The 22,071-nt window shown below is 67.3% G+C and carries 18 protein-coding genes and 8 tRNA genes; 5 read left to right on the plus strand and 21 right to left on the minus strand.

The features are described 5' to 3' along the window. Positions 1 to 2: 2 nt before the first annotated feature. Genes dnaQ through LA521A_RS12495 form a run of 3 tightly spaced genes read right to left on the minus strand, consistent with a single transcriptional unit; the run spans position 3 to position 1,938 of the window. A complete protein-coding gene (gene dnaQ, locus LA521A_RS12485) occupies positions 3 to 749 on the minus strand; it encodes a DNA polymerase III subunit epsilon (RefSeq protein ID WP_281779214.1) in 747 nt (248 codons plus the stop codon). Between the two features lie 32 nt (positions 750 to 781). Then, entirely contained in the window at positions 782 to 1,270 is a 489-nt protein-coding gene (gene rnhA, locus LA521A_RS12490; RefSeq protein WP_281779215.1) for a ribonuclease HI, read from the minus strand. Then, complete coding sequence (locus tag LA521A_RS12495) at positions 1,267 to 1,938, minus strand: class I SAM-dependent methyltransferase (RefSeq protein ID WP_281779216.1); 672 nt, start codon at positions 1,936 to 1,938, stop codon at positions 1,267 to 1,269. Before LA521A_RS12495 ends, rnhA begins: the two co-directional genes overlap by 4 nt. A 125-nt stretch (positions 1,939 to 2,063) precedes the next feature. Between LA521A_RS12495 and gloB the strand changes: the two genes are divergently transcribed. From gloB to LA521A_RS12510, 3 genes are all read left to right on the plus strand, one after another. Then, positions 2,064 to 2,831 carry a hydroxyacylglutathione hydrolase gene (gene gloB / locus LA521A_RS12500; RefSeq protein WP_281779217.1) on the plus strand — a complete coding sequence of 256 codons (768 nt, stop codon included), beginning with the start codon at positions 2,064 to 2,066 and terminating at the stop codon, positions 2,829 to 2,831. Further along, positions 2,828 to 4,105, plus strand: a complete 1,278-nt coding sequence (locus tag LA521A_RS12505) for a lytic transglycosylase domain-containing protein (RefSeq protein WP_281779218.1) — start codon at positions 2,828 to 2,830, stop codon at positions 4,103 to 4,105. Before gloB ends, LA521A_RS12505 begins: the two co-directional genes overlap by 4 nt. Before the next feature lie 123 nt (positions 4,106 to 4,228). After that, positions 4,229 to 5,023 carry an enoyl-ACP reductase FabI gene (locus LA521A_RS12510; RefSeq protein ID WP_281779219.1) on the plus strand — a complete coding sequence of 265 codons (795 nt, stop codon included), beginning with the start codon at positions 4,229 to 4,231 and terminating at the stop codon, positions 5,021 to 5,023. A gap of 238 nt (positions 5,024 to 5,261) precedes the next feature. Here LA521A_RS12510 and LA521A_RS12515 read toward each other — a convergent pair whose 3' ends face one another. The 14 genes from LA521A_RS12515 to LA521A_RS12580 all read right to left on the minus strand — a co-directional run bounded on the left by LA521A_RS12515 (position 5,262) and on the right by LA521A_RS12580 (position 15,506). Next, positions 5,262 to 7,241, minus strand: coding sequence for a peptidyl-prolyl cis-trans isomerase (locus LA521A_RS12515; protein WP_281779220.1), 1,980 nt, complete (start codon positions 7,239 to 7,241; stop codon positions 5,262 to 5,264). Between the two features lie 191 nt (positions 7,242 to 7,432). Then, positions 7,433 to 7,509, minus strand: a tRNA-Asp gene (locus LA521A_RS12520). A 112-nt stretch (positions 7,510 to 7,621) separates the two neighbouring features. Further along, positions 7,622 to 7,698, minus strand: a tRNA-Asp gene (locus tag LA521A_RS12525). A gap of 42 nt (positions 7,699 to 7,740) precedes the next feature. Beyond that, a tRNA-Val gene (locus LA521A_RS12530) sits at positions 7,741 to 7,815 on the minus strand. A 73-nt stretch (positions 7,816 to 7,888) separates the two neighbouring features. Beyond that, positions 7,889 to 8,161, minus strand: a complete 273-nt coding sequence (locus LA521A_RS12535; RefSeq protein ID WP_115842926.1) for a non-specific DNA-binding protein Hbs — start codon at positions 8,159 to 8,161, stop codon at positions 7,889 to 7,891. Between the two features lie 218 nt (positions 8,162 to 8,379). Beyond that, positions 8,380 to 10,818 carry an endopeptidase La gene (lon, locus tag LA521A_RS12540; protein WP_281779221.1) on the minus strand — a complete coding sequence of 813 codons (2,439 nt, stop codon included), beginning with the start codon at positions 10,816 to 10,818 and terminating at the stop codon, positions 8,380 to 8,382. 206 nt (positions 10,819 to 11,024) lie between these two features. Further along, the gene (clpX, locus tag LA521A_RS12545; protein WP_281779222.1) at positions 11,025 to 12,314 is read right to left on the minus strand and encodes an ATP-dependent Clp protease ATP-binding subunit ClpX; all 1,290 of its coding nucleotides are present in this window, start codon (positions 12,312 to 12,314) and stop codon (positions 11,025 to 11,027) included. Positions 12,315 to 12,477: 163 nt separating this feature from the next. Further along, complete coding sequence (gene clpP / locus LA521A_RS12550; protein ID WP_115842923.1) at positions 12,478 to 13,104, minus strand: ATP-dependent Clp endopeptidase proteolytic subunit ClpP; 627 nt, start codon at positions 13,102 to 13,104, stop codon at positions 12,478 to 12,480. Positions 13,105 to 13,242: 138 nt separating this feature from the next. After that, positions 13,243 to 14,544, minus strand: coding sequence for a trigger factor (gene tig / locus LA521A_RS12555; RefSeq protein ID WP_281779223.1), 1,302 nt, complete (start codon positions 14,542 to 14,544; stop codon positions 13,243 to 13,245). A gap of 261 nt (positions 14,545 to 14,805) precedes the next feature. Continuing rightward, positions 14,806 to 14,890 (minus strand) — tRNA-Leu (locus tag LA521A_RS12560). Positions 14,891 to 15,020: 130 nt separating this feature from the next. Next, positions 15,021 to 15,096: transfer RNA gene (locus LA521A_RS12565), tRNA-Lys, on the minus strand. Between the two features lie 65 nt (positions 15,097 to 15,161). After that, a tRNA-His gene (locus tag LA521A_RS12570) sits at positions 15,162 to 15,238 on the minus strand. A 49-nt stretch (positions 15,239 to 15,287) separates the two neighbouring features. Continuing rightward, positions 15,288 to 15,364 (minus strand) — tRNA-Arg (locus tag LA521A_RS12575). 65 nt (positions 15,365 to 15,429) lie between these two features. Beyond that, positions 15,430 to 15,506, minus strand: a tRNA-Pro gene (locus LA521A_RS12580). 142 nt (positions 15,507 to 15,648) lie between these two features. Between LA521A_RS12580 and LA521A_RS12585 the strand changes: the two genes are divergently transcribed. Further along, complete coding sequence (locus tag LA521A_RS12585) at positions 15,649 to 16,413, plus strand: Bax inhibitor-1/YccA family protein (RefSeq protein ID WP_281779224.1); 765 nt, start codon at positions 15,649 to 15,651, stop codon at positions 16,411 to 16,413. Between the two features lie 76 nt (positions 16,414 to 16,489). Here the strand turns inward: LA521A_RS12585 and LA521A_RS12590 are convergent, their stop codons facing one another. The 4 genes from LA521A_RS12590 to grxC all read right to left on the minus strand — a co-directional run bounded on the left by LA521A_RS12590 (position 16,490) and on the right by grxC (position 20,122). Next, positions 16,490 to 17,809, minus strand: coding sequence for a Na+/H+ antiporter NhaC family protein (locus LA521A_RS12590; protein ID WP_281779225.1), 1,320 nt, complete (start codon positions 17,807 to 17,809; stop codon positions 16,490 to 16,492). A 319-nt stretch (positions 17,810 to 18,128) separates the two neighbouring features. Next, entirely contained in the window at positions 18,129 to 19,136 is a 1,008-nt protein-coding gene (locus tag LA521A_RS12595; RefSeq protein ID WP_281779226.1) for an isocitrate dehydrogenase, read from the minus strand. A gap of 183 nt (positions 19,137 to 19,319) precedes the next feature. Further along, complete coding sequence (locus LA521A_RS12600) at positions 19,320 to 19,718, minus strand: carboxymuconolactone decarboxylase family protein (protein ID WP_281779227.1); 399 nt, start codon at positions 19,716 to 19,718, stop codon at positions 19,320 to 19,322. A 101-nt stretch (positions 19,719 to 19,819) separates the two neighbouring features. Further along, complete coding sequence (gene grxC / locus LA521A_RS12605) at positions 19,820 to 20,122, minus strand: glutaredoxin 3 (RefSeq protein WP_281779228.1); 303 nt, start codon at positions 20,120 to 20,122, stop codon at positions 19,820 to 19,822. A 240-nt stretch (positions 20,123 to 20,362) separates the two neighbouring features. Here grxC and LA521A_RS12610 point away from each other — a divergent pair, with 240 nt between their 5' ends. Next, positions 20,363 to 22,012 carry a M48 family metalloprotease gene (locus LA521A_RS12610; protein ID WP_281779229.1) on the plus strand — a complete coding sequence of 550 codons (1,650 nt, stop codon included), beginning with the start codon at positions 20,363 to 20,365 and terminating at the stop codon, positions 22,010 to 22,012. Positions 22,013 to 22,071: the final 59 nt, after the last annotated feature.

Below are 22,071 nucleotides of genomic sequence, written 5' to 3' on the forward strand. Positions count from 1 at the left end.
GGTTACGCCGTCGCCAGCTCCGGCTCCGATTCGGCGACCGCCTCGACCACGGTGAACTGGTCCCAGACGACCTTTCCGGCCTTCTTGCGCAGCTTTTCCAGGCGCGCTTCGTGCGCGGCCAGTTCCTCCGCCGCGACCTGCACCCGCGGGCGGGCGACATTGGGATCGATGCGGAACTGCGAGGTGTCGACCGCGCTCGCCGCCGCTTCGACCGCGAAGCCGATCTCCTCCTGGCCCGAGGTCAGCGCCAGGTACACGTCGCCGAGGATCTGCGCGTCGAGCAGCGCGCCGTGCAGTTGGCGGTGCGAGTTGTCCACGCCCAGCCGCTTGCACAGCGCGTCGAGCGAGTTGCGCTGGCCCGGGAAGCGCTGGCGCGCGAGCAGCAGCGTGTCCTCGACGCGGCAACGGTCGGTGATGCGGCCGTACTGTTCGCCCAGTCGGCGCAGTTCGTTGTCGAGGAAGCCCAGGTCGAACGCCGCGTTGTGGATGATCAGCTCGGCGTCGTCGATGAAGGCGAGGAACTCCTCGGCCACCTGCGCGAACTCCGGCTTGTCGGCGAGGAATTCCAGCGTGAGGCCGGTGACTTCCTGCGCGCCCTGCTCGAAATCGCAGTCCGGCTTGAGGTAGACATGGAACGTGCGGCCGCTCGGGCGGCGCTCGATGTACTCCACGCAGCCGATTTCGACCACGCGGTTGCCGCGTTCCCAGCTCAGGCCAGTGGTTTCGGTGTCGAGGATGATCTGCCGCATCGGCTGCATTCTCACATGTTCGTCCGGGGAGATCAGCGCACGCCGGCGGCGGAACGCAGCCGCTGCGCCTGGGTGCGGGCGAGGACGTCGACGCGTTCGTTGTCCGGATCGCCGGAATGGCCCTTCACCCACTTCCATTCGATGCGGTGGCGCAACGATGCGGCATGCAGCCGTTCCCACAGGTCGCGGTTCTTCACCGGCTCGCCGGCGGCGGTCTTCCAGCCGCGGCGCACCCAGTTGTTGATCCACTCGGTGATGCCCTTGCGCACGTATTGCGAGTCCGTGTGGAGCAGGACGCTGCACGGTTCGCTCAGCGATTCCAGGGCCATGATCGCGCCCATCAATTCCATGCGGTTGTTGGTGGTGTCGGCCTCGCCGCCGGCGAGCTCGCGCTCGTGGCCGCGGTAGCGCAGCAGCGCGGCCCAGCCGCCGGGACCGGGATTGCCGAGGCAGGCGCCGTCGGTGTGGGCTTCGATGTGTTTCGGGGCGGGAACGGGCAACGCGGGATCGGGCGAATTCATGGCTCCATTATCGCCGGCTCTTGTCGCACGAGGTGGGATCGCGTGCCGGCCTGCCACCGCAACCCGCGCAATGGCTTGGGCGGGATCAGCGCATGCACGCGCTTGTTGACCGTGAGCGCGACGCCGGCGCGCAGTCGATCGGACGCGCCGACGCCCACTTCGCCATGCGCCACGCGCCAATGCGGCCCGAGCCACTGCAGGCTCACGGTGTCCGCGGCGAAGCCCGCACGCCGCAGCGCCGACTGCCAGACGCCGGGATCGCGCGCGCGAAGTCCGGTGCGCGCCCAGCGCACGCGGTACGGCGTCCACGGATTGAGTACTGCCAGCCACAGCGTGCCGCCGGGCGCGAGCACGCGCGCGCATTCGTCGAGCAGCGGATCGATGGGCACTTCATCGTCGAGGGCGTGCTGCAGCAGCACCGCGCCGAGCGCTTCGCTCGCGACGGGCAGCGGTAGCCGGCACCGCACCGCGCCATGGAACCCGAGGCCGAAGCGGCGCAGCAGCAGCCCGCGGCCGCCCACTTCCGGGGCCGGTGCGCCGTCCACGCCGAGCCACGCCCACGGGGCTGCCGGGCAGCCGGCGAGCACGCGAAGCATCGCGGCCTCTTCGACCGCGAGCAGCCCCTGGCCGGCCTCGCTGGCGAACCAGCCGAGCGCAGATCCAGACATCTCCGATTGACGGGGCGGGTGGGCGGCGGGCATGGTCGGGCCGGTTTTTCTCCCGGCGCGCCACGGCGCCGACCTCCCGATTGTGCGGCACGACCGGCCGATCGGGCGCAATCCCGGATATCCCGATGCAACTGACTCCCCTGCCCGCCCTGAGCGACAACTACATCTGGGCCCTCGCCGATGACGACGGCGCCCGCGCGGTCTTCGTCGACCCGAGCGAGCCCGGCCCGGTGTTCGCGGCGGCCGAAGCCGGCCTGCAGCCGGCCGGTGTCCTGCTCACCCACCACCATGGCGACCACATCGGCGGCGTGCCCGCGCTGCTGGAACGCTGGCCGGGCCTGCCGGTGTTCGCGCCGGACGACGACCGCATTCCGGCCGGCTATCGCCGCGTGCAGGACGGCGAGGCCATCGACGTCGCCGGCTGGCGGTTCGACGTGTTGGCCGTGCCGGGCCACACGCGCAGCCACGTGGCTTACCACGGGCAGGGGTTGCTGTTCTGCGGCGATACGCTGTTCAGCCTGGGCTGCGGGCGGATGTTCGAGGGCACGGCGGAGCAGATGCATGCCTCGCTCTCCCGAATGGCCGCCCTGCCCCCCGAGACGCGGGTGTGTTGCGGACATGAGTACACGCTCGCAAACGCGGCCTTCGCCCGCGTGGTAGAACCCGGCAACCCGGCGCTCCAGCGCCGACTCGAGGAGGCCACGGCCATGCGCGCGACCGGACGACCCACCCTTCCCAGCACCCTGGCCGACGAACGGGCCGCCAATCCCTTCCTGCGCGTGGACAGCCCCGAGGTGCGCGCCAGCGTGGCGCGCGAGACCGGCCGTGCCCCGGCCAACGACGTGGACGCATTCGCCGCCTTGCGGCGCTGGAAGGACGGATTCACCGCATGACCGGCGCCAAGCGATGGCGCCGCCGGCTGGGCCTGTGCTGCCTGGCCGCCCTCACCGCCCTGCCCGTGTTCGCACAGGAGGGCCCCGGCGCACCGCAGCCCCCGGTCGCCGTGGAAGCCGCGCAGGAGGAAGCCAAGGCCCCGGCCGACGCGCGCACCCGCAACGGGCTGGAGATCTACCGCAGCTTCCGGGAAGGCCTCGCCGAACCCGAATGCGATGCTGACGCGACCTCCGCCCGCTGGCGCCAGCATTTCGCCCACGTGCCGCGCCGGCTCGCCGCGGAGGACGACGATGTCCTGCCGCTGTTCGGCTACGTCGTCGATGCGCTGCGCGAGAGCGACGTGCCGACCGAGTTCGCGCTGATTCCGTTCGTGGAAAGCGGCTACCGCCCCGGTGCGCGCAGCGCCGCCGGCCCGGCCGGGCTGTGGCAGATGATCGCGATCACCGCGCGCAACCACGGCGTGCCGATCCGCAAGGGCTACGACGGCCGCCTGTCGCCGGTCGACTCCACGCAGGCGGCCGTGCGCTATCTGAAAACGCTGCACGGCATGTTCGGCGGCGACTGGCGCCTGGCCGTGATGGCCTACAACGCCGGCGAGTACCGCGTGCTCGGCGCGCTCAAGCGCAGCGGCCAGACCATGCGCGACGTGCAGCTCGACAAACTCGTCGGCCTGCCCGACATCACCGTCGCCTACGTGCGCAAGCTGCATGCGCTGTCGTGCCTGATCGAACAGGCCGACGACCGCGACGAATGGATGGCGGCGCTCGATCGCGACGTCCCCCGCCTGCAGGCGGTGGCGGTGCCGAACGACGTGAAACGCTTGGACCAGTGGGCCGCGCGTACCGGCCAGAGCGCGACGCAGTTACAGCGCTGGAATCCGGCGTACGCGGACGGTCGCATCGGTATCGCGTCAGGAGGTTCGACCGCGCGCTTGCTGGCGGTAGCCGACGATGCGCAGGTGCGTATCGCCGATGGTTCCTCGAAGCAGGAAGACACGCAGATCCCTGCCGATGTCGCGAGCTCCGTCTCGACGTCCGAAACCTCGCCGGTCGCATCGCAATCGAACGCCCCCGCATCCGCCGCACGCCGCCACACCGTGGCGAAGGGCGAAAGCGCGTGGACCATCGCGCAGCGTTACCGCATCACCGTTGGCGAGCTGATGCGCCGCAACGGACTGGCGCTGAAAGCCGTGCTCAAGCCCGGGCAATCGTTGCTGATCGATGCGCTCGACGGCTCGTCCGCCGCGCTGCCGGCTGCGGCCGGCTCGCCCTGACGACGGGCCGTTACATACGCCGGCGCATCGCGGCACCACGCGGCGCCTGCGGCTAAACTGCGTCATTGCGCGGCCGCACGACGGTCGTCCCCACCGTATCGGCATCACAGAAGGAATCGGCTCATGGGTTTTCTGCAAGGCAAGCGTGCACTGATCACCGGCATCGCCAGCGAGCGCTCGATCGCCAGCGGCATCGCCGAGGCCATGCACCGCGAGGGCGCGGAACTGGCGTTCACCTACCAGAACGAGAAGCTGAAATCGCGCGTGCAGTCGGCGGCGTCGGAGTACGGCAGCGACATCGTGATCCCGCTGGACGTGAGCGACGATGCGCAGATCGCAGCATGCTTCGAACAGCTTGGCCAGCGCTGGAACGACGGCTTCGACATCCTCGTGCACGCCATCGCCTTCGCGCCGCGCGAAGCGATCGCCGGTGAGTTCCTGGACGGCATGACGCGCGAGAACTTCGCGATCGCGCACGATGTGTCGGCCTACTCGCTGTCGGCGCTCGCCAAGGCCGCGCGCCCGATGATGAAGGGCCGCAACGGTTCGATCGTCACGCTCAGCTACCTCGGCGCCGAGCGCGCGCTCGCCAACTACAACCTGATGGGCGTGGCGAAGGCGAGCCTGGAAGCCTCGGTACGCTACCTCGCGCTGAACCTCGGCCCGGAAGGCACGCGCGTCAACGCGATCTCTGCCGGCCCGATCAAGACGCTGGCCGCGGCGGGCATCGCCGGCTTCCGCAAGATCCTTGGCCACGTCGAGGAGAACGCTCCGCTGCGCCGCACGGTGACGATCGAGGACGTGGGCAACGTCGCCGCGTTCCTGTGTTCGGATCTCGCCGCCGGCGTGACGGGCGAAGTGACCTACGTCGACGCCGGCTACAACATCCTCGGCATGACGGGGATCCACGGCGACTGACGCCCCAGTAAGCGTCCAGCGCGTTGATAAGGCCCGGCAATCGCCGGGCTTTTTCATGCTGGGTGCATCGCCACACCACGCCGTTGTAGCCCGGGTAAGCGAAGCGCACCCGGGGCCACCGTCACCGAAGTCACCAACGCGCCGGTCTGCTCTCGCCATAAAAAAAAGCCCGGCACACGCCGGGCTTTTTTCGTCAGGAGCAACGCGACATAAGCGTTGCTCCTTCGCTGTGCGATCGTCAGAGATTCTGCTCGACGACCTGCACCTTCACGCGCTTGCGCAGCGAATCGACCAGCGCGCGCACGTCGTCGCCACCGCCCACCTGCGCGATCTGCTGCTGGAGCATTTCGCGCTGCTCGGCCGGAATCGACGCGAGATCGCCCGGCGTGACCTGGCTGACCGCGAACAACGCGATCGCGCCGTTCGACAGCACGGCATGACCGGCCGACTGCTTGCCTGCGACCGGCGCCGGCACGGCGAAGATCGCGTCGGACACCGACGCTTCCGGCACCGGCGCGCCGCGCGGCACGCCCGGCAGGACCTGCGGCGGCGGGAGCTGCTTCGACGCCGCGATGGCGTCCAGCGTCTCGCCCTTGTTCACGCGCGCGGCCAGCGCCTCGGCTTCCTTGCGCGCGGCCTTGGTGGCGCGATCGGCGCGCACCGCGGCGATGACCGCCTCGCGCACCTTCGCCAGCGGCTGCGCCTGTTCCGGCGTGTGCGCGGTGACGCGGATCAGCACGCTGTGGCCCGGCGCGAGTTCGATCGGATCGCTGATCTGGCCGCTCTGGATCGCCTCTTCCGAGAACGCGACGCGCTGCAGCGCCGGGTTGGCAGCGATGCCCTGCGCGTTGGTGCGCGCGAACGGACCGAGCTTCTGCAGCGGCAGGTTCATGTCGCGCGCGGCGGGCGCGAGCGACGAGGGATTCTTCAGCGTCAGGTCGACCAGTCGGCTGGTGAAATCGCTCACCGTGCGCTCGCGATCGACGTCGGCCTGCTCACGCGCCAACTGGTCGCGCACCTGCTCGAAAGTCTGCTGCGAACCGGTCTGCACCTCGCGCAGCTGGATCACGTGCCAGCCGAACTCGCTCTTCACCGGGCCGCTGATCTCGCCCGCCTTCATCGCGAACAACGCGTTCTCGAACGGCCCGACCATCATGCCCTTCGCCACCCAACCCAGGTCGCCGCCTGCCACCTGCGAACCGGTGTCGTCGCTGTTGGCGCGCGCTAGTGCGGCGAAGTCCGCGCCGGGCGCCTTGGCCTGCTCGGCCAGACGCTTGGCCTTGTCCTCGGCCGCTTTCTGCGTGGCGGCGTCGGCCTTCTCGTCCACGCGGACGAGGATGTGCGAGGCCAGGCGCTGCTCGGCTTCGACGAAGCGCGCCTTTTCCTGGTCGTAGCGATGGCGCAGCGTCGCCTCGTCGGCGGCCGGCGGCGGCGGCAACTTGCTGGCATCGACTTCGACGAACTCGATCTCGACCGTCTCCGGCGCGCGGAACTGCGCGGCATGCGCGTCGTACCACTGCTGGATTTCGGCAGCGCTGACCGGCGCGGTGTCCGGCGCAGGCGGCGGCAGCAGGACGAGCGACACGTCACGGCGTTCGCCCATCAGGCGGATCAGTCGATCCATCTCGGCGCTGGTGACGAAGTTGCTGTTGCCCACGCCCATCGCGAGCATCGAGCGCTGCAGGTCCTGGCGCACGGTCGCTTCGAACTGGCGCTCGTCCTGCGGCGGCGTCAGCGAGGCGAGCGCGAGCTTGTAACGGTCGTAGTTGAACTTGCCGTCCACCTGGAAGCCCGGCACGTCCATGATCGCCTTCTGCACCATCGCATCGCTGACGACCAGGCCGTTGCGCTGCGCGGCGACCTCTTGCACGCGGGCGTCGATCAGCGTTTCCAGGATCGCGCGCTTGTTCTCGACGCTTTCGAACGCACGCGCGTCGAACGCTTCGCCCTGCTGCGCGCGGCGCTGCATGCGCTCCTGTTCGAAGCGACCGCGGAATTCGTCCGAGGTGATCTTCTCGTGCGTCCAGAACACCGACACCGGCCACCACGACGGCGCCGACGGCCACCAGGTCGGCGGAGCGTCGATGCGCGCGACGGAATTGTCCGTGCGCTGCCCGAGGTACTGCTCGATGCCGACGAAGGCGAAGGGGATGATCAACAGGCCCAGGATCACCGTGGCGATCCAGCCCGAGGTCTTGTCGCGAAGTTTCTGCAGCATGTCCGGGACGCGTTCAGTCGTAAGCCGGACAGTTTAGCGCCGTCATGGCGGCGTGAGGCAGGAAATTCGAAGGCGATCGGGCGCCCGATCGAAAGTAGCCTCAGGCCGGGATGCGGCACCGGAGGCGACCTTTTCCTGCCGATCGCCGGAAAAACAAAAGGCGCCGTTTCCGGCGCCTTTCGCATCAAAACTGGCGGAGTGGACGGGACTCGAACCCGCGACCTCCGGCGTGACAGGCCAGCATTCTAACCGACTGAACTACCACTCCGCTTTTTTGAACTTTCGGGCCTTGAAGCCCGGGACCGGCGCGTTGAACCGCGTTTTCGATCCCCTCACTAATTATAAAACAAAGGCGCCGTTTCCGGCGCCCTTGTGAAGACTGGCGGAGTGGACGGGACTCGAACCCGCGACCTCCGGCGTGACAGGCCAGCATTCTAACCGACTGAACTACCACTCCGCATGCTTCAAAACCTTGGTACTACCACCGCTGGATGCTTGATGGTGGGTGCTGAGGGTTTCGAACCCCCGACCCTCTCCGTGTAAAGGAGACGCTCTACCGCTGAGCTAAGCACCCGTCTGCACTGCTGCCTGCGGGTCGAAACCCCGGCGGTGCGAACCGATTCGTTCAGACATCGGCGGCGAGTTGATTAGTTTACGGCATCCTTCAGCGCCTTGCCAGCCTTGAACGAAGGATTCTTCGACGCCTTGATCTTGATGGTCTCGCCCGTCTTCGGATTGCGGCCCTGGCGTGCGGCGCGCTTGCGAACCTGGAACGTGCCGAAACCGACCAGCGTTACGGTGTCGCCCTTCTTCAGCGCCTTGGTGACCACGTTGATCATGGCGTCGACGGCGTTCGCGGCGTCGGTCTTGGACAGCTCGGCAGCCTCGGCGACGGCGCCGACAAACTCAGCCTTGTTCATTCGTTCTGACTCCCTGTGCGGACGAGCGCCGCATGTTCGAAACAAGCATGGAATCGAAGGCGATTCCCCCGATCGTTCTTCGCCGCGCAGCCATTGCGTTGCAATGGCCTGCGCGGTCCGCAGCCGTTATACCAGCGGCATTTTTGCGTCGCAAGCCTGAAAGCTAGGCGTGGCGCGGCTTCCAGCGGTTTTGAACAACATCCGACAGGCGGTTTGCCTCAATGCTTGACGTCGGTTTGCGCGATCGACTTCGACCCATCGCGCACCGCGACTTCGCCCTCGCCGGACGCCGAGGCGGGCGTCGGCGTGGGCGCGCGTTCCAGCGCGATGCCGAGCACTTCGTCGATCCACTTCACCGGGAGGATCTTCAGTCCCTGCGTGACCGTCTTCGGCAGATCGGCAAGATCCTTGCGGTTCTCTTCCGGGATGATCACGGTGCGGATGCCACCGCGCAGCGCGGCCAGCAGCTTTTCCTTCAAGCCGCCAATGGGCAGCACGCGGCCGCGCAACGTGATCTCGCCCGTCATCGCAACATCAGCCTTGACCGGATTGCGCGTAAGCATCGACACCAGCGCGGTCGCCATCGCGATGCCGGCGCTCGGACCGTCCTTCGGCGTGGCGCCTTCGGGCACGTGCACGTGCACGTCGTGCTTCTGCAGGAAGTCCAGATCAATGCCGAGCTGCTCCGTGCGCGCACGCACGACCGACAGCGCGGCCGAAGCCGATTCCTTCATCACGTCGCCCAGTTGGCCGGTCAGCAGCAGCTGGCCCTTGCCCGGCACGAGCGTGGATTCGATCTGCAGCAAATCGCCGCCGACTTCCGTCCACGCCAGGCCCGTGACCAGGCCGACCTCGTTCTGCTCTTCCGCACGGCCGAAATCGTAACGGCGCACGCCAAGGTACTTGTCGAGGTTCTTGGACGTCACGTTGACGACGTTCTTCTTCGCGCCCTTCTTCGACGGCCCGGCCAGCGCGATCTCCTTCACCACCTTGCGGCAGATCTTGGCGATCTCGCGTTCGAGCGAACGCACGCCCGACTCGCGCGTGTAGAAACGCACGATGTCGCGCACCGCGCTCTCGGCGACCTTGAGCTCTTCAGGCTTCAGGCCGTTGCCCTTGATCTGCTTGGGCAGCAGGTAGCGCATCGCGATGTTGAGCTTCTCCTCCTCGGTGTAACCCGGGATGCGGATCACTTCCATGCGGTCCAGCAACGGGCCGGGGATGTTGAGCGAGTTGGAGGTGGCGACGAACATCACTTCCGACAGGTCGAGGTCGACCTCCAGATAGTGATCGTTGAACGCGTTGTTCTGCTCGGGATCGAGCACCTCCAGCAGCGCCGAGGACGGATCGCCGCGGAAGTCCATCGACATCTTGTCGATCTCGTCGAGCACGAACAGCGGGTTCTTGCTGCCGACCTTGTTGAGGTTCTGCACGATGCGGCCCGGCATCGAACCGACATAAGTGCGGCGATGGCCGCGGATCTCGGCTTCGTCGCGCACGCCGCCGAGCGACATGCGCACGAACTTGCGGTTCGTCGCCTTCGCGATCGACTGGCCGAGCGAGGTCTTGCCCACGCCCGGCGGTCCGACCAGGCACAGGATGGGTCCCTTCATCTGCTTCACGCGCGACTGCACGGCGAGGTATTCGAGGATGCGTTCCTTGACCTTTTCCAGGCCGAAATGGTCGGCATCGAGCACGTCCTGCGCGGTCTTGAGGTCCTTGCGCACCTTGGTGCGCTTCTTCCACGGCACGCCCAGCAGCCAGTCGAGGTAATTGCGCACGACGGCAGCCTCGGCCGACATCGGCGACATCTGCTTGAGCTTGTTGAGTTCGGCCTTGGCCTTGGTTTCCACCGGCTTGGGCATGCCGGCCTCGGCGATCTTGCGCGTGAGCTCGTCGATGTCGTTGGGCGCATCGTCGATCTCGCCGAGCTCCTTCTGGATCGCCTTCATCTGCTCGTTGAGGTAGTACTCGCGCTGGCTCTTCTCCATCTGCGACTTCACGCGGCCGCGGATGCGCTTCTCCAGCTGCTGCACGTCGATCTCGCCGTCGACCAGGCCGACCAGCAGCTCCAGGCGCGTACCAACGCCGTGCGTCTCCAGCAGCTTCTGCTTGTCGCCGATGCGCACGCCCAGGTGCGCGGCGATCGTGTCGGCCAGGCGGCCGGGCTCGTCGATGCCGGACAGCGTCTGCATCAGCTCCGGCGGCAGCTTGCGGTTGGTCTTGACGTACTGCTCGAACAGGCCCATCAGCGAGCGGGCGATGGCCTCGATCTCGCGCTCCTCGCGGTCGCTCTCAGGCTCCACGACTTCCGCCTGCCCGCTCAGGGCGCCGCCGCGCTCGGTGACGTCATGGACGTTCACGCGCGACACGCCCTCGACCAGCACCTTGATGGTGCCGTCGGGCAGCTTCAGCAGTTGCAGGACCTGTGCGAGCGTGCCGACCTGGTAGAGATCCTCGGCGCCCGGGTCGTCGGTCTCAGCGGACTTCTGCGCGACCAGCAGGATGCGCTTGTCGCTTTCCATCGCGAGATCGAGTGCGTGGATCGACTTGTCCCGGCCGACGAACAGCGGGATCACCATGTGCGGAAACACGACGACGTCGCGCAGCGGCAGGACCGGGAGGGTGAGCGTCTCGTGCGCGGTTGATACGGCCATGGGGGACTCCGGAAAGCGGGTGCGGGCGTGAGCGCCCGGGGACTTCGTGGGCTGGCTTCGCCCATGGCGACGGTTATGGGGTCCGGCGCGAACGGATGCAAGCGGCCCGCAGGCTATGCTGCGGGCCGGGGGCATTTATCCGTTGTGAATCAGGCGTTTAGCCGGGCCTCCGAGATGTCGGAGGCGGGACGCCGGTCACGTCGCCGTCAGTCGGCGGACGCGACCTTGGGGGCGGCCGGCGGCGTCTGGTAGATCAGGTACGGCTCGGTCTTGTGATCGATGACCGACTCGTCCACGACCACCTTGGAGACGTTCTCCAGCGACGGCAGCTCGTACATGGTGTCCAGCAGGACCGACTCGACGATGGTCCGCAGGCCGCGGGCACCGGTCTTGCGCTTGAGCGCCTTGCGGGCGATCGCCGACAGGGCGTCGGGGCGGAATTCCAGCTCGACGTTCTCCATCTCGAACAGCTTCTTGAACTGCTTGGTGATGGCGTTCTTCGGCTCGGTCAGGATCTTGACCAGCGCCGGCTCGTCCAGCTCCTCCAGCGTCGCGACGACCGGCAGGCGGCCGACGAACTCGGGGATCAGGCCGAACTTGATCAGGTCTTCCGGTTCCACGTCCGCCAGCAGCTTGCCGACGTCGTTCTTGCGCTCGCTGCTCTTCACCTTGGCGCCGAAGCCGATGCCGCCGGCCTCGGTGCTGCGCTGCTGGATGATCTTGTCCAGACCGGCGAACGCGCCGCCGACAACGAACAGGATGTTGCGCGTGTCGACCTGCAGGAACTCCTGCTGCGGGTGCTTGCGACCGCCCTGCGGCGGGACGCTGGCGACCGTGCCTTCGATGAGCTTCAGCAGCGCCTGCTGCACGCCCTCGCCCGACACGTCGCGCGTGATCGACGGGTTGTCGCTCTTGCGCGAGATCTTGTCGATCTCGTCGATGTAGACGATGCCCTGCTGCGCCTTCTCGACGTCGTAGTCGCACTTCTGCAGGAGCTTCTGGATGATGTTTTCCACGTCCTCGCCGACGTAGCCGGCTTCGGTCAGCGTGGTGGCATCGGCGATCGTGAACGGCACGTTGAGCAGGCGCGCCAGCGTTTCGGCCAGCAGCGTCTTACCCGAACCGGTCGGGCCGACCAGCAGGATGTTCGACTTCGCCAGTTCGACGTCGTCGTTCTTCTGGCGGCTCTCGATGCGCTTGTAGTGGTTGTACACGGCGACCGCGAGCGTGCGCTTGGCGCGCTGCTGGCCGATCACGTACTGGTCCAGGACCTCGAGGATCTCGCGCGGCTTGGGCAGGTGGCTACGGGCCGACTGCGCCTTCTCCTCGAGCTCCTCGCGGATGATGTCGTTGCACAGCTCGACGCATTCGTCGCAGATGAACACGCTCGGGCCCGCAATGAGCTTGCGGACCTCGTGCTGGCTTTTCCCGCAGAACGAGCAGTAAAGGATCTTGTTGCTGTCGCCGGTGCTGCGGCCCTGTCGGTCGTCGCTCATGCCTGTGCCCAAATGGTGCTGGTGTCTCGAACGCGCCGGCCGACAGCTCGCCGTGGCATGACGCGTTCAGGTGCTGCGGCCCGAGGATAACACAGCGCTCCGGCCCGCCTTGCGGGCCGGATCACGGGCCGGAAAATGATGTGGAATTGACTGCGCAGGGGCGTCAGCCCGCCTGGATGGAGTCTTCCGGGCGACGTTCGAGGACCTGGTCGACCAGCCCGTACTCGCGGGCCGCCTCGGCGCTCTTGAAGTTGTCGCGCTCGGTGTCCCGGGCGATGGTCTCCAGCGCCTGGCCGGTGTGCTTGGCGAGGATCTCGTTCAGGCGCTGGCGCAGGGTCAGGATCTCGCGGGCGTGGATGTCGATGTCCGTTGCCTGGCCCTGGAAGCCGCCCAGCGGCTGGTGGATCATCACGCGCGAATTCGGCAGCGCGTAGCGCTTGCCCTTCGCGCCGGCCGCCAGCAGCAGCGCGCCCATCGAGGCCGCCTGGCCAACGCAGATCGTGCTCACGTCCGGCTTGATGTACTGCATGGTGTCGTAGATCGCCAGGCCCGCAGTGACCACGCCACCGGGCGAGTTGATGTAGAGGCTGATGTCCTTCTCGGGGTTCTCGGCCTCGAGGAACAGCATCTGCGCGACGATCACGTTCGCGACGTGGTCGTCCACGCCGCCGACGAGGAAGATCACGCGCTCCTTGAGCAGGCGCGAGTAGATGTCGTACGCGCGCTCGCCCCGACTGGTCTGTTCGACCACCATCGGCACGAGATTCAAAGCTTTGGTCAGGTTGTCCATGTTCGACGGCACCTTGGAACGGATAGGGGGCGCTTGGGTAAGCGCGGTCCGATCAACTTGGGGCCAACCGGACCTGAGCGCAAGGGGCGCGTCCTTTCTATGGAACCGGCCGCGGCACGAGGCCGCGGCCGCCACGCATTACTGGCGGATCGCTTCGTTGAACGACAGCGGCTGCTCGGTGTGCTGCGCGCGCTCGGCGATCCAGTCGATCACCTGCTCTTCCATCACGCGGGCCTGCAGACCGTTCATGAGCTGCGGATCGTTGCGATACAGATCGATGACCTGCTGCGGCTCCTCGTAGGTGGAGGCGATCAGGTTCAGCGTCTCGGTCACGCGCTTGGGTTCCAGGCGCAGTTCGTTGCGACGGGCGATCTCGCCGACCAGCAGGCCGACCAGCACGCGCTTGCGCGCCGGATCCATGAAGCCCATGTGCGCGTCGGCCGGAACCTCACCGATCGCGCGGCCCTGGCGGCGCGCCGTTTCGATGGTCTGGCGGGCGATGTCGCGCGCTTCGGCCTCGACCAGCTTCGGCGGCAGTTCGACGTGCGAGTACGAGGCGATCAGCTGCTCGCCGACTTCGCGACGCAGGCGGGTCATCAGCGCGCCCTTGAGCTCGCGCTCCAGGTTGCTGCGGATGTCCACGCGGAACTGGTCCGCGTCGCCGCTGCGCACGCCGAAGCTCTTGATGAAGGCGGCATCGACGTCCGGCAGCACCGGCTCGGACACCTTCGTGGCCTTGAGGTTGACCTTGACCGTCTTGCCGGCGAACGCCGGCACGCGCCAGTCGGCCGGGAAATCGACGTCGACCGCCTTCTCGTCGCCGGCCTTCATGCCGACCAGCGCCGACTCGATCGCCGGGAACATGGCGGCCGAACCGATGATCGTCGCGCCACGCTCGACGCCTTCGGCCGGCAGGCGCTCATCGCCGACCTGCGAGTAGGTTTCGATCTCGACGGCATCGCCAGCAGCAGCTTCGCGATCCACCGCGTTCCACGTACGGCGCTGCAGGCGCAGGTTCTCGATCATCGCGTCGATGTCGGCGTCGCTCACCTCAGCGGTGTGGCGCACGACATTGAGCTTGGCGACGTCGATGTCGCCGAAATCCGGCACGACCTCGAAGGTCGCGACGTAGGAGAGCTGGTCGTCGCCGCCCTGCGCCGGGACGATCTGCGGGTTGCCCGCGATCTGCAGCGACTGCTCGCGTACCGCGTTGCTGAAGCCCTCGCGCAGCAGGTCGTTGAGGACATCGGCGCGAACCTGCGCGCCGAAGCGCTGCTCGATCACCTTGGCCGGCACCTTGCCGGGGCGGAAACCCTTGATCTTGGCGCCGCGCGAGATCTCGCGCAGGCGACCGCCGACCTGCGCTTCCAGCCGGTCCGCCGGAAGGCTGAAAGTCATGCGGCGTTCGAGGTTGCCGAGCGATTCGACCGAAACTTGCATATCCACTCCTGCCACCGCGGCGAGCGGCCGCGGCACGATGTTGATGGTCCTGTCCTGCCCGCGGCCCGGGCGGAATGCTTCGCGGCCGGCGGAACGGCGTAGTTTGGCCGATTGCGGGCCATCGTGCCAGCGCTCGGCGGCAGGCGGGAGGCGCTGGGGCCATTTCGGATTGCCAGGCCGCCGGGCGCCTGTGCGGGCTGCCGGATGCATCACTCGCGAACGCTCGCTCGACCTTGCCGGCCGCCGCCTACTGAGTCGGGTTGGTGCGAAAGGCGGGACTCGAACCCGCACGCCTTGCGGCACTGGAACCTAAATCCAGGGCGTCTACCAATTCCGCCACTTTCGCTGAAGGCCGGCGATCGAGCGTCGGCGCGGCGGCATTCTAGGCCGCGGCATCGGGAAAATCGAAATCGCCCCCGGAACGATCGCCCGGAAAAGAAAAAAGCACCTGGGGGAACCAGGTGCTTTTCCGGGATTGGTGGGCCGTCAAGGATTCGAACCTTGGACCTATTGATTAAGAGTCAACTGCTCTACCAACTGAGCTAACGGCCCGGAACAACTTAGGAGCGAAACTATAACAACAAAAAGCGGTTTCGCCAACAACCTGTCGCACGATCTGGGGTGGCTGAGGGGACTCGAACCCCCGACAACTGGAATCACAATCCAGTACTCTAACCAACTGAGCTACAGCCACCATAAAGCTTGTTTTCGCGGTGTTTCCTGAAACCTGTGTTGCCACTTCATGGCGCGCCCGGCGGGACTCGAACCCACAACCACCGGCTTAGAAGGCCGGTGCTCTATCCGGTTGAGCTACGGGCGCCAGCGTTACATCTTAACTGACACATCCGTGGCGACCGCCGGTACAACTTCCCGCTCGGTCCTGGATGGTCGGGGCAGAGGGATTCGAACCCACGACATCCAGCTCCCAAAGCTGGCGCTCTACCAGGCTGAGCTATACCCCGAAGCCGGGACTTCCGTTGCGCGCCAACGCCGCGAAAGGCCGGATAGTCTGGCTGGCGCGACTGCCGCTGTCAACGGATCGCAGTCATCGTGAAGCGGCGTTGTATGCTCCGGGCCACCATTGACCACGGAACAGGGGACGACATGATCGGACGCAGCGGCAATCCCGCACTGAAGGAAGGCACCTTCCTCGATCTTTCCAGCGGCGCGGTAGTCCAGCGCGACAGCGAGGCGATGACGCTCAACGGGACGGTCAACAAGACCGGCGCGCTGCTGCTGTTGTGCGTGATCACCGCGGCCTTCGCGTGGAGCCAGGTGCAGTTCACCGAAGCCGGCCCCGTCGGCGCCATGCCCTACATCCTCGGCGGCGCGATCGGCGGCCTGGTGTTCGCCATCGCCACTATTTTCAAGAAGGAATGGGCGCCGGTCACCGCGCCGCTCTACGCGCTGACCGAAGGCTTCTTCCTCGGCGCGATCTCGGCGATTTTCGAGCACCGTTTCCCGGGCATCGTGATGCAGGCGGTGATGCTCACCTTCGGCACGCTGTTCGCGCTGCTGTTCGCGTACCGCTCCGGGCTGATCCGCGCGACGGAGAACTTCAAGCTCGGCGTTGTCGCCGCGACCGGCGGCATCGCGCTGGTGTACCTGGCCTCGTTCGTGCTGTCGTTCTTCGGCGTGCGCGTTCCGTTCATCCACGAGTCCGGCCTGATCGGCATCGGCTTCAGCCTGTTCGTGGTGGTGATCGCCGCGCTGAACCTCGTGCTGGATTTCGATTTCATCGAAAGCGGCGTCGAGCAGAACGCGCCCAAGTACATGGAGTGGTACGGCGCGTTCGGCCTGATGGTCACGCTGGTGTGGCTGTACGTGGAATTCCTGCGACTGCTGTCGAAGCTGCAGTCGCGCGACTGAACGACGCATCCACGCTGAAACGCGAAGGGCGCGGAGCGATCCGCGCCCTTCCCTTTTATGGATCACGTGGTGTGGATCACGCCACCTGCGGCGCGACCTTGCGCGAAGGCCACAGCATCGCGGCGATGGTGATGGCGCCCAGTAGCCAGCTGTAGTGCACGTTGCCGGCGAGCGCCAGCGGCGAGACCGTTCCCAGCGACGCGGCCAGCAGGATCTGCGCGCCGTACGGCAACACGCCCTGCGTGACGCACGCGAAGATGTCGAGCACGCTCGCCGCGCGTGCCGGCGGCACGCCGTGCTGCTGCGCGATGTCGCGCGCCAGTCCGCCGCTGATGAGGATCGCCACCGTGTTGTTGGCGGTGAACACGTCGGTCGTCGCCGACAGCGCCGCGATGCTCACCTCGCCCGCGCGACGGCTGCGATGGCCGCGTGCGAAACGGCCGATCGTCTGCGCGAGCCACGCCAGGCCGCCGGTTGCCTTCATCAACGCGCCCAGGCCGCCGACGAGCAGCGAAAGCAGGATGATTTCCACCATACTTTCGAAGCCTTCCCAGATGTGGGTGGCGTATGCGGCGACGCCGAACTCATCGGTGAAGAACGCGCCGAACAACCCGGCGATCACCAGCCCCAGGCTGAGCACGATGATCACGTCGACGCCCGCCATCGCCAGGCCGAGCACGATCACGTAGGGCACGATCAACCACGGCGACACGGGCTCCAGCGTCTGCACCGGCGCGGTCTCGCCGAGGAAGCCCAGCACCACGACGGTGAGCAGCGCGGCGGGCAGCGCGAGCTTGAAGTTCTCGCGGAATTTTTCGCGCATCGTGCAGCCCTGCGTGCGGCTGGCGACGATCGCGGTGTCGGAGATCACCGACAGGTTGTCGCCGAACGTCGCGCCGCCGATCACCGCGCCGAGCACCAGCGCGCGATCCAGGCCGGACGCGTCCGACACGCCCAGCGCGATCGGCGCCACGGCGGCGATGGTGCCCATCGAGGTGCCCAGCGACAGCGAGATGAATCCGGCGACGACGAACAGCCCCGGCAGCAGCAGCGCCGGATGCAGGTGGCCGATGCCGAGCGCGACGATCGCATCGACGGCGCCGATCGCCTTGGACACCTCCACGAAGCCGCCGGCCAGCAGGAAGATCAGGCACATCAGCACGACGTTGTGGTCGCCCATGCCTTCGATCAGCGTCTCCAGCGGCTTCAGCCCGCGGCGCCACGCGATGAAGGCCGCGAGCGCCAGCGCGGGCAGGATCGCGACCGGCGCACGCAGCTGGTAGAAGCCCATGGCTTCGCCGTGGCTGGTGAAATACAGGCCGGCGCCGAAGAACAGCGCCAGGAACACCAGCAGCGGCGCCAGCGCGAAGGCGCTTGGCCGGACGGGCTCGTTCATCTTTTTATCCGGATGGAGCGAAAAGGCGGCGCATTCTGAAGCCGGACGCCGCCGGTGTCGAGGCCACCAGCGGAACACAGGCGGAGCATGCGCGCTGCGAAGCGCAGACGCCGCCGTGCCTGTGTAGCCGGGTAAGCGACGCGCAGCCGGGGCATGCGTCGCTGCATCGGAGCCTCTCCCCGGGTGCGCTGCGCTTACCCGGGGCGACAAACGCAGGGACGCGTTGCGCCTTCGGGGGTCGCCCAAACGCAACGAGGCGCCCGAAGGCGCCCCGTCGAAGTCCGGCGAACCGCCGGGCGATGTCCTGCGTCCTGCGCGATCAGATGCGGCCGGCGATCGCCTTCGCGAACGACATCGTGTTGCCGGTGCCGCCCAGGTCCGGGGTCAGCGAGTCCTTGGCTTCCAGCGTGGCGATGATCGCCGCGCGCAGGCGCTCGGCCTTCTCGCATTCGCCCAGGTGGTCGAGCATCTGCGCCGCGCCCAGCAGCAGCGCGCACGGGTTGGCCTTGCCCTGCCCCGCGATGTCCGGCGCGGTGCCGTGCACGGCTTCGAAGATCGCCGCGTCCGCACCGATGTTCGCGCCGGGCGCCAGGCCCAGGCCGCCGACGAGGCCGGCGCACAGGTCGGAGATGATGTCGCCGAACAGGTTGGTGGTCACGATGATGTCGAACTGCTCCGGACGCATCACCAGCTGCATGCAGGTGTTGTCCACGATCATCTCGTTGCACTCGATGTCCGGGTATTCCGTCGCCACCGCACGCGCGGTCTTGAGGAACAGGCCCGAGGTCGACTTCAGAATGTTGGCCTTGTGCACGACGGTGACCTTCTTGCGGCGGGTGCGGCGGGCCAGTTCGAAGGCGTAGCGCACGATGCGCTCGGAGCCGCGACGCGTGACCTTCTGCGTGAGCACGGCGGTCTCGCCGTCTTCCGACAGCGCCTGGCCTTCGCCGATGTACGCGCCTTCGGTGTTCTCGCGCACGGTGATCAGGTCCACGCCGTCGGCGAAGCGCGACTTGGTGTTCGGGAAGGACTTGGCCGGACGCACGTTGGCGTACAGGTCGAAGCGCTTGCGCAGCTCGACGTTGATCGAGCTGAAGCCCTCGCCGACCGGCGTGGTCAGCGGCGACTTGAGCGCGATGCGGTTCTTGCGGATGGAGTCGAGCGTCGCCTGCGGCAGCAGCTCGCCGTGCTTTTCGAGCGCGACCAGGCCGGCATCGGCGAATTCGTACTGCAACCCGAGGTTCATCGAGTCGAGCACGTGCAAGGTGGCGTCCATGATTTCCGGGCCGATGCCGTCGCCACGGATGACCGTAATAGTCTGCGTCATTGGGGGTTTCTTCCGACTTATGGGCGCGCGAGGAGAAGGTCGGCGCCGGATGGTGAGCCCCGGAATTATGCCGGAAGCGCCCCCGCCCTGCAGGCGTGAAGGATTCGACCAATGTCCGAGTCAGGCGCCCTGAACGGCAAAAAGCCCGCCGAAGCGGGCTCCTGCGTGGCACGGCGGGTGCGTTCAGCCGTGGTCGTGGCCGTTCGGCGCGGCGGCCTCGCCCTGCTCCAGGCGATCCAGGAAGTCCACGGCGCGGCGCAGGTGCGGGATGACGATCGAGCCGCCGACCACCAGACCGACGGAGAAGGTTTCGAACATCTCGTCGCGGTTCACGCCTGCTTCCTTGCACTGGGCGACGTGGTAGCTGATGCAGTCGTCGCAGCGCAGCACGAGCGAGGCGACCAGGCCGAGCAGCTCCTTGGTCTTCACGTCCAGCGCGCCGGCCTGGTAGGTCTGCGTGTCCAGCGCGAAGAATCGGCGGACGACCTGATTCGGTTCGGCCAGGATCCGCTCGTTCATGCGCTTGCGGAATGCGGTGAATTCGGCGACGCGGTCGGACTCGTCGGGGGTCTGCGTGCTCATGGGGTTTCCGGGAAGAAAGATGAACGAAGTCTGTAACGAATCGGCCACGGTCCGCCAGACATCGTCTGGCGCCGTGGCCGGGTGCGGGGCGGATCGGAGCGTTATTGCGCCGAGAGCAGCGGCTCCAGGCCGCCGGCGCGATGCAGGGCGATCATGTCGTCGTAGCCGCCCACGTGGGTGTCGCCGATGAAGATCTGCGGCACGCTGGTTCGCCGGGCGCGCGCCATCATGGTCTCGCGCTGCGCCGGATCCAGGTCGATGCGGATCTCCGTCCACGCCTGGCCCTTGCTCTTCAGGAAGTTCTTCGCCGCCACGCAGTACGGGCAGATGGCGGTGGTGTAGATGACGATTTCGGGACCTTTTTCGGTCGAACCGGCGCCGGGCGCAACGTTGGAACTGCTCAAGACGATCTCCCGATGAACTCGCGGATGGGGCTGTGGTCGAATATGGGCGTAGCGGTCCGCCATTTCCACCCCGTGCGCGGAACACTGACGCGCGATGGAAGCATCCGGACAGCCTTGTGAAAGGAAACTGCCGCTGTATCGGACCTGTTCATCCCGGCATGATGGACGCACCGCATCCTGCGGGCGACCGCCGCGGCCTGCGATCCGGTACGCCACCGGCCGGTCCATAGGGAGCCTCATTTGCGCCGCATCGTCCTGCCCGTCGCCGCCCTGACCATCGCCGTCGCGAGCCTCTGCGCGCCCGCGCAGGAATCGCGCCTGCCCGACATCGGCTCCTCTGCCGGCGAGCTGCTCAGCCCGCGCCAGCAGGAGGAATACGGCGCGATGATGCTGGCGCAGCTGCGCCACTACGATTACCTCCTCGAAGACCCGCTGATCGACAGCTGGCTCGACACGCTCGGCACGCGACTGGCCGCGAACAGCGACCAGCCGAAACAGCCATTCACCTTCTTCATGCTGCGCGAGCGGCAGATAAACGCCTTCGCCACGCTGGGCGGCTACATCGGCGTGAACTCCGGCCTCATCCTCGCGGCCGACAAGGAGGACGAGGTCGCCGGCGTGCTGTCGCACGAAATCGCGCACGTCACCCAGCAGCACGTGCTGCGCGGCGCCGAGCGCGCCCAGCGCGACCAGTTGCCGATCCTGCTGGCGATGCTCGGCGCGATCGTGGCCGCGCAGGCGTCCAACAGCAATTCGTCCGACGACGCCGCGCAGGCGGCGATGGCCGGCGCGATGGGCCTGATGCAGCAGCGCCAGATCAACTACACGCGCGCCAACGAATCCGAAGCCGACCGCCTGGGCATCCAGACCCTGGCGCGCAGCGACTACGAGCCCGAAGCGATGGCGGATTTCTTCACCATCATGCAGGCGCGCTCGCGCAGCAACGGCGCCAATTACTGGGGCGAATCGCCCGACTGGCTGATGACCCACCCGGTCACCATCACGCGTATCACCGAAGCCAAGGACCGCGCCGCACGCATCCGTCGCGAGCGCGGCACCAGCCAGGTCTGCGTGCGCGATCCGGACGGCCCGGCGCAGTGCGAGGAAGAAAGCGCCCCGCGCGCGCAGTTCCCGTCCGACGGCGCGGTCAACCCGCTGCTGCCGGCGTCGTTGCAGGCCAACCTGGGCACGGCGTTCGGCGCCGGCGGCACCGGCCGTTTCGACTACGCGCGCGAACGCCTTCGGGTGCTCAGCGCGAACACGCCCAGCGACGCGATCCGCGAGTACGAGCAGATGGGCGATGCGTCCAAGCGCACCGACGCGCAGCGCTACGGTCTGGCGTACGCGCAGCTGCGTGCGAACCAGCCGGCCGCGGCGGCCACGACGCTCGACACGCTGCTGCAGAAGAACCCGGGCGATGTCTGGATCACGCTCGCGCTGGCCGAAGCCGAATCCAAGAGCGGCAAGGCGGCCTCGGCCGATGCGCGCTTCGAATCGCTTCTGCGCCAGACGCCGCGCAATCGCGCGGTCGTCCTCAGCTACGCCGACGTTCTCGCCGAACGCGGCAACGCCGCCGCGGGGCGTCGCGCGCAGGAACTCCTGCGCCCGCTGCTGGGCAGTTCGGCCAACGACGCGCAGTTCCAGCGCGTGTTCGCCCGCGCCTGCGACATGGCCGGCGATCCGGTTCGCGCGGGCGAGGCCTACGCTGAAGCGGCCTATCTGAACGGACGGCCGGAACAGGCGCTGGTGCAGCTGAACACGCTCAAGCGGCGTTCGGACCTGGACTACTACGCCCGTGCCCGCATCGAGGCACGGATCGCGGCCATCACGCCGACGGTGCTCGAACTCAAGCGTCAGGGCATCCGCGACGAGGATCTGCGACGCCGGTAACCCTTTGCTTTGCAAGGCGTCGATGACGGTGTCATGGGCCCGTCATAAAACGGTAGTGT

The organism is Lysobacter auxotrophicus (genome assembly GCF_027924565.1).
GTDB classification, from domain to species: domain Bacteria; phylum Pseudomonadota; class Gammaproteobacteria; order Xanthomonadales; family Xanthomonadaceae; genus Lysobacter_J; species Lysobacter_J auxotrophicus.

Excerpts from the sequence above, each read along its gene's own strand:
- dnaQ (WP_281779214.1), bottom strand. The coding sequence starts at position 749 with ATGCGGCAGATCATCCTCGACACCGAAACCACTGGCCTGAGCTGGGAA.
- rnhA (WP_281779215.1), bottom strand. The coding sequence starts at position 1,270 with ATGAATTCGCCCGATCCCGCGTTGCCCGTTCCCGCCCCGAAACACATC.
- LA521A_RS12495 (WP_281779216.1), bottom strand. The coding sequence starts at position 1,938 with ATGTCTGGATCTGCGCTCGGCTGGTTCGCCAGCGAGGCCGGCCAGGGG.
- gloB (WP_281779217.1), top strand. The coding sequence starts at position 2,064 with ATGCAACTGACTCCCCTGCCCGCCCTGAGCGACAACTACATCTGGGCC.
- LA521A_RS12505 (WP_281779218.1), top strand. The coding sequence starts at position 2,828 with ATGACCGGCGCCAAGCGATGGCGCCGCCGGCTGGGCCTGTGCTGCCTG.
- LA521A_RS12510 (WP_281779219.1), top strand. The coding sequence starts at position 4,229 with ATGGGTTTTCTGCAAGGCAAGCGTGCACTGATCACCGGCATCGCCAGC.
- LA521A_RS12515 (WP_281779220.1), bottom strand. The coding sequence starts at position 7,241 with ATGCTGCAGAAACTTCGCGACAAGACCTCGGGCTGGATCGCCACGGTG.
- LA521A_RS12535 (WP_115842926.1), bottom strand. The coding sequence starts at position 8,161 with ATGAACAAGGCTGAGTTTGTCGGCGCCGTCGCCGAGGCTGCCGAGCTG.
- lon (WP_281779221.1), bottom strand. The coding sequence starts at position 10,818 with ATGGCCGTATCAACCGCGCACGAGACGCTCACCCTCCCGGTCCTGCCG.
- clpX (WP_281779222.1), bottom strand. The coding sequence starts at position 12,314 with ATGAGCGACGACCGACAGGGCCGCAGCACCGGCGACAGCAACAAGATC.
- clpP (WP_115842923.1), bottom strand. The coding sequence starts at position 13,104 with ATGGACAACCTGACCAAAGCTTTGAATCTCGTGCCGATGGTGGTCGAA.
- tig (WP_281779223.1), bottom strand. The coding sequence starts at position 14,544 with ATGCAAGTTTCGGTCGAATCGCTCGGCAACCTCGAACGCCGCATGACT.
- LA521A_RS12585 (WP_281779224.1), top strand. The coding sequence starts at position 15,649 with ATGATCGGACGCAGCGGCAATCCCGCACTGAAGGAAGGCACCTTCCTC.
- LA521A_RS12590 (WP_281779225.1), bottom strand. The coding sequence starts at position 17,809 with ATGAACGAGCCCGTCCGGCCAAGCGCCTTCGCGCTGGCGCCGCTGCTG.
- LA521A_RS12595 (WP_281779226.1), bottom strand. The coding sequence starts at position 19,136 with ATGACGCAGACTATTACGGTCATCCGTGGCGACGGCATCGGCCCGGAA.
- LA521A_RS12600 (WP_281779227.1), bottom strand. The coding sequence starts at position 19,718 with ATGAGCACGCAGACCCCCGACGAGTCCGACCGCGTCGCCGAATTCACC.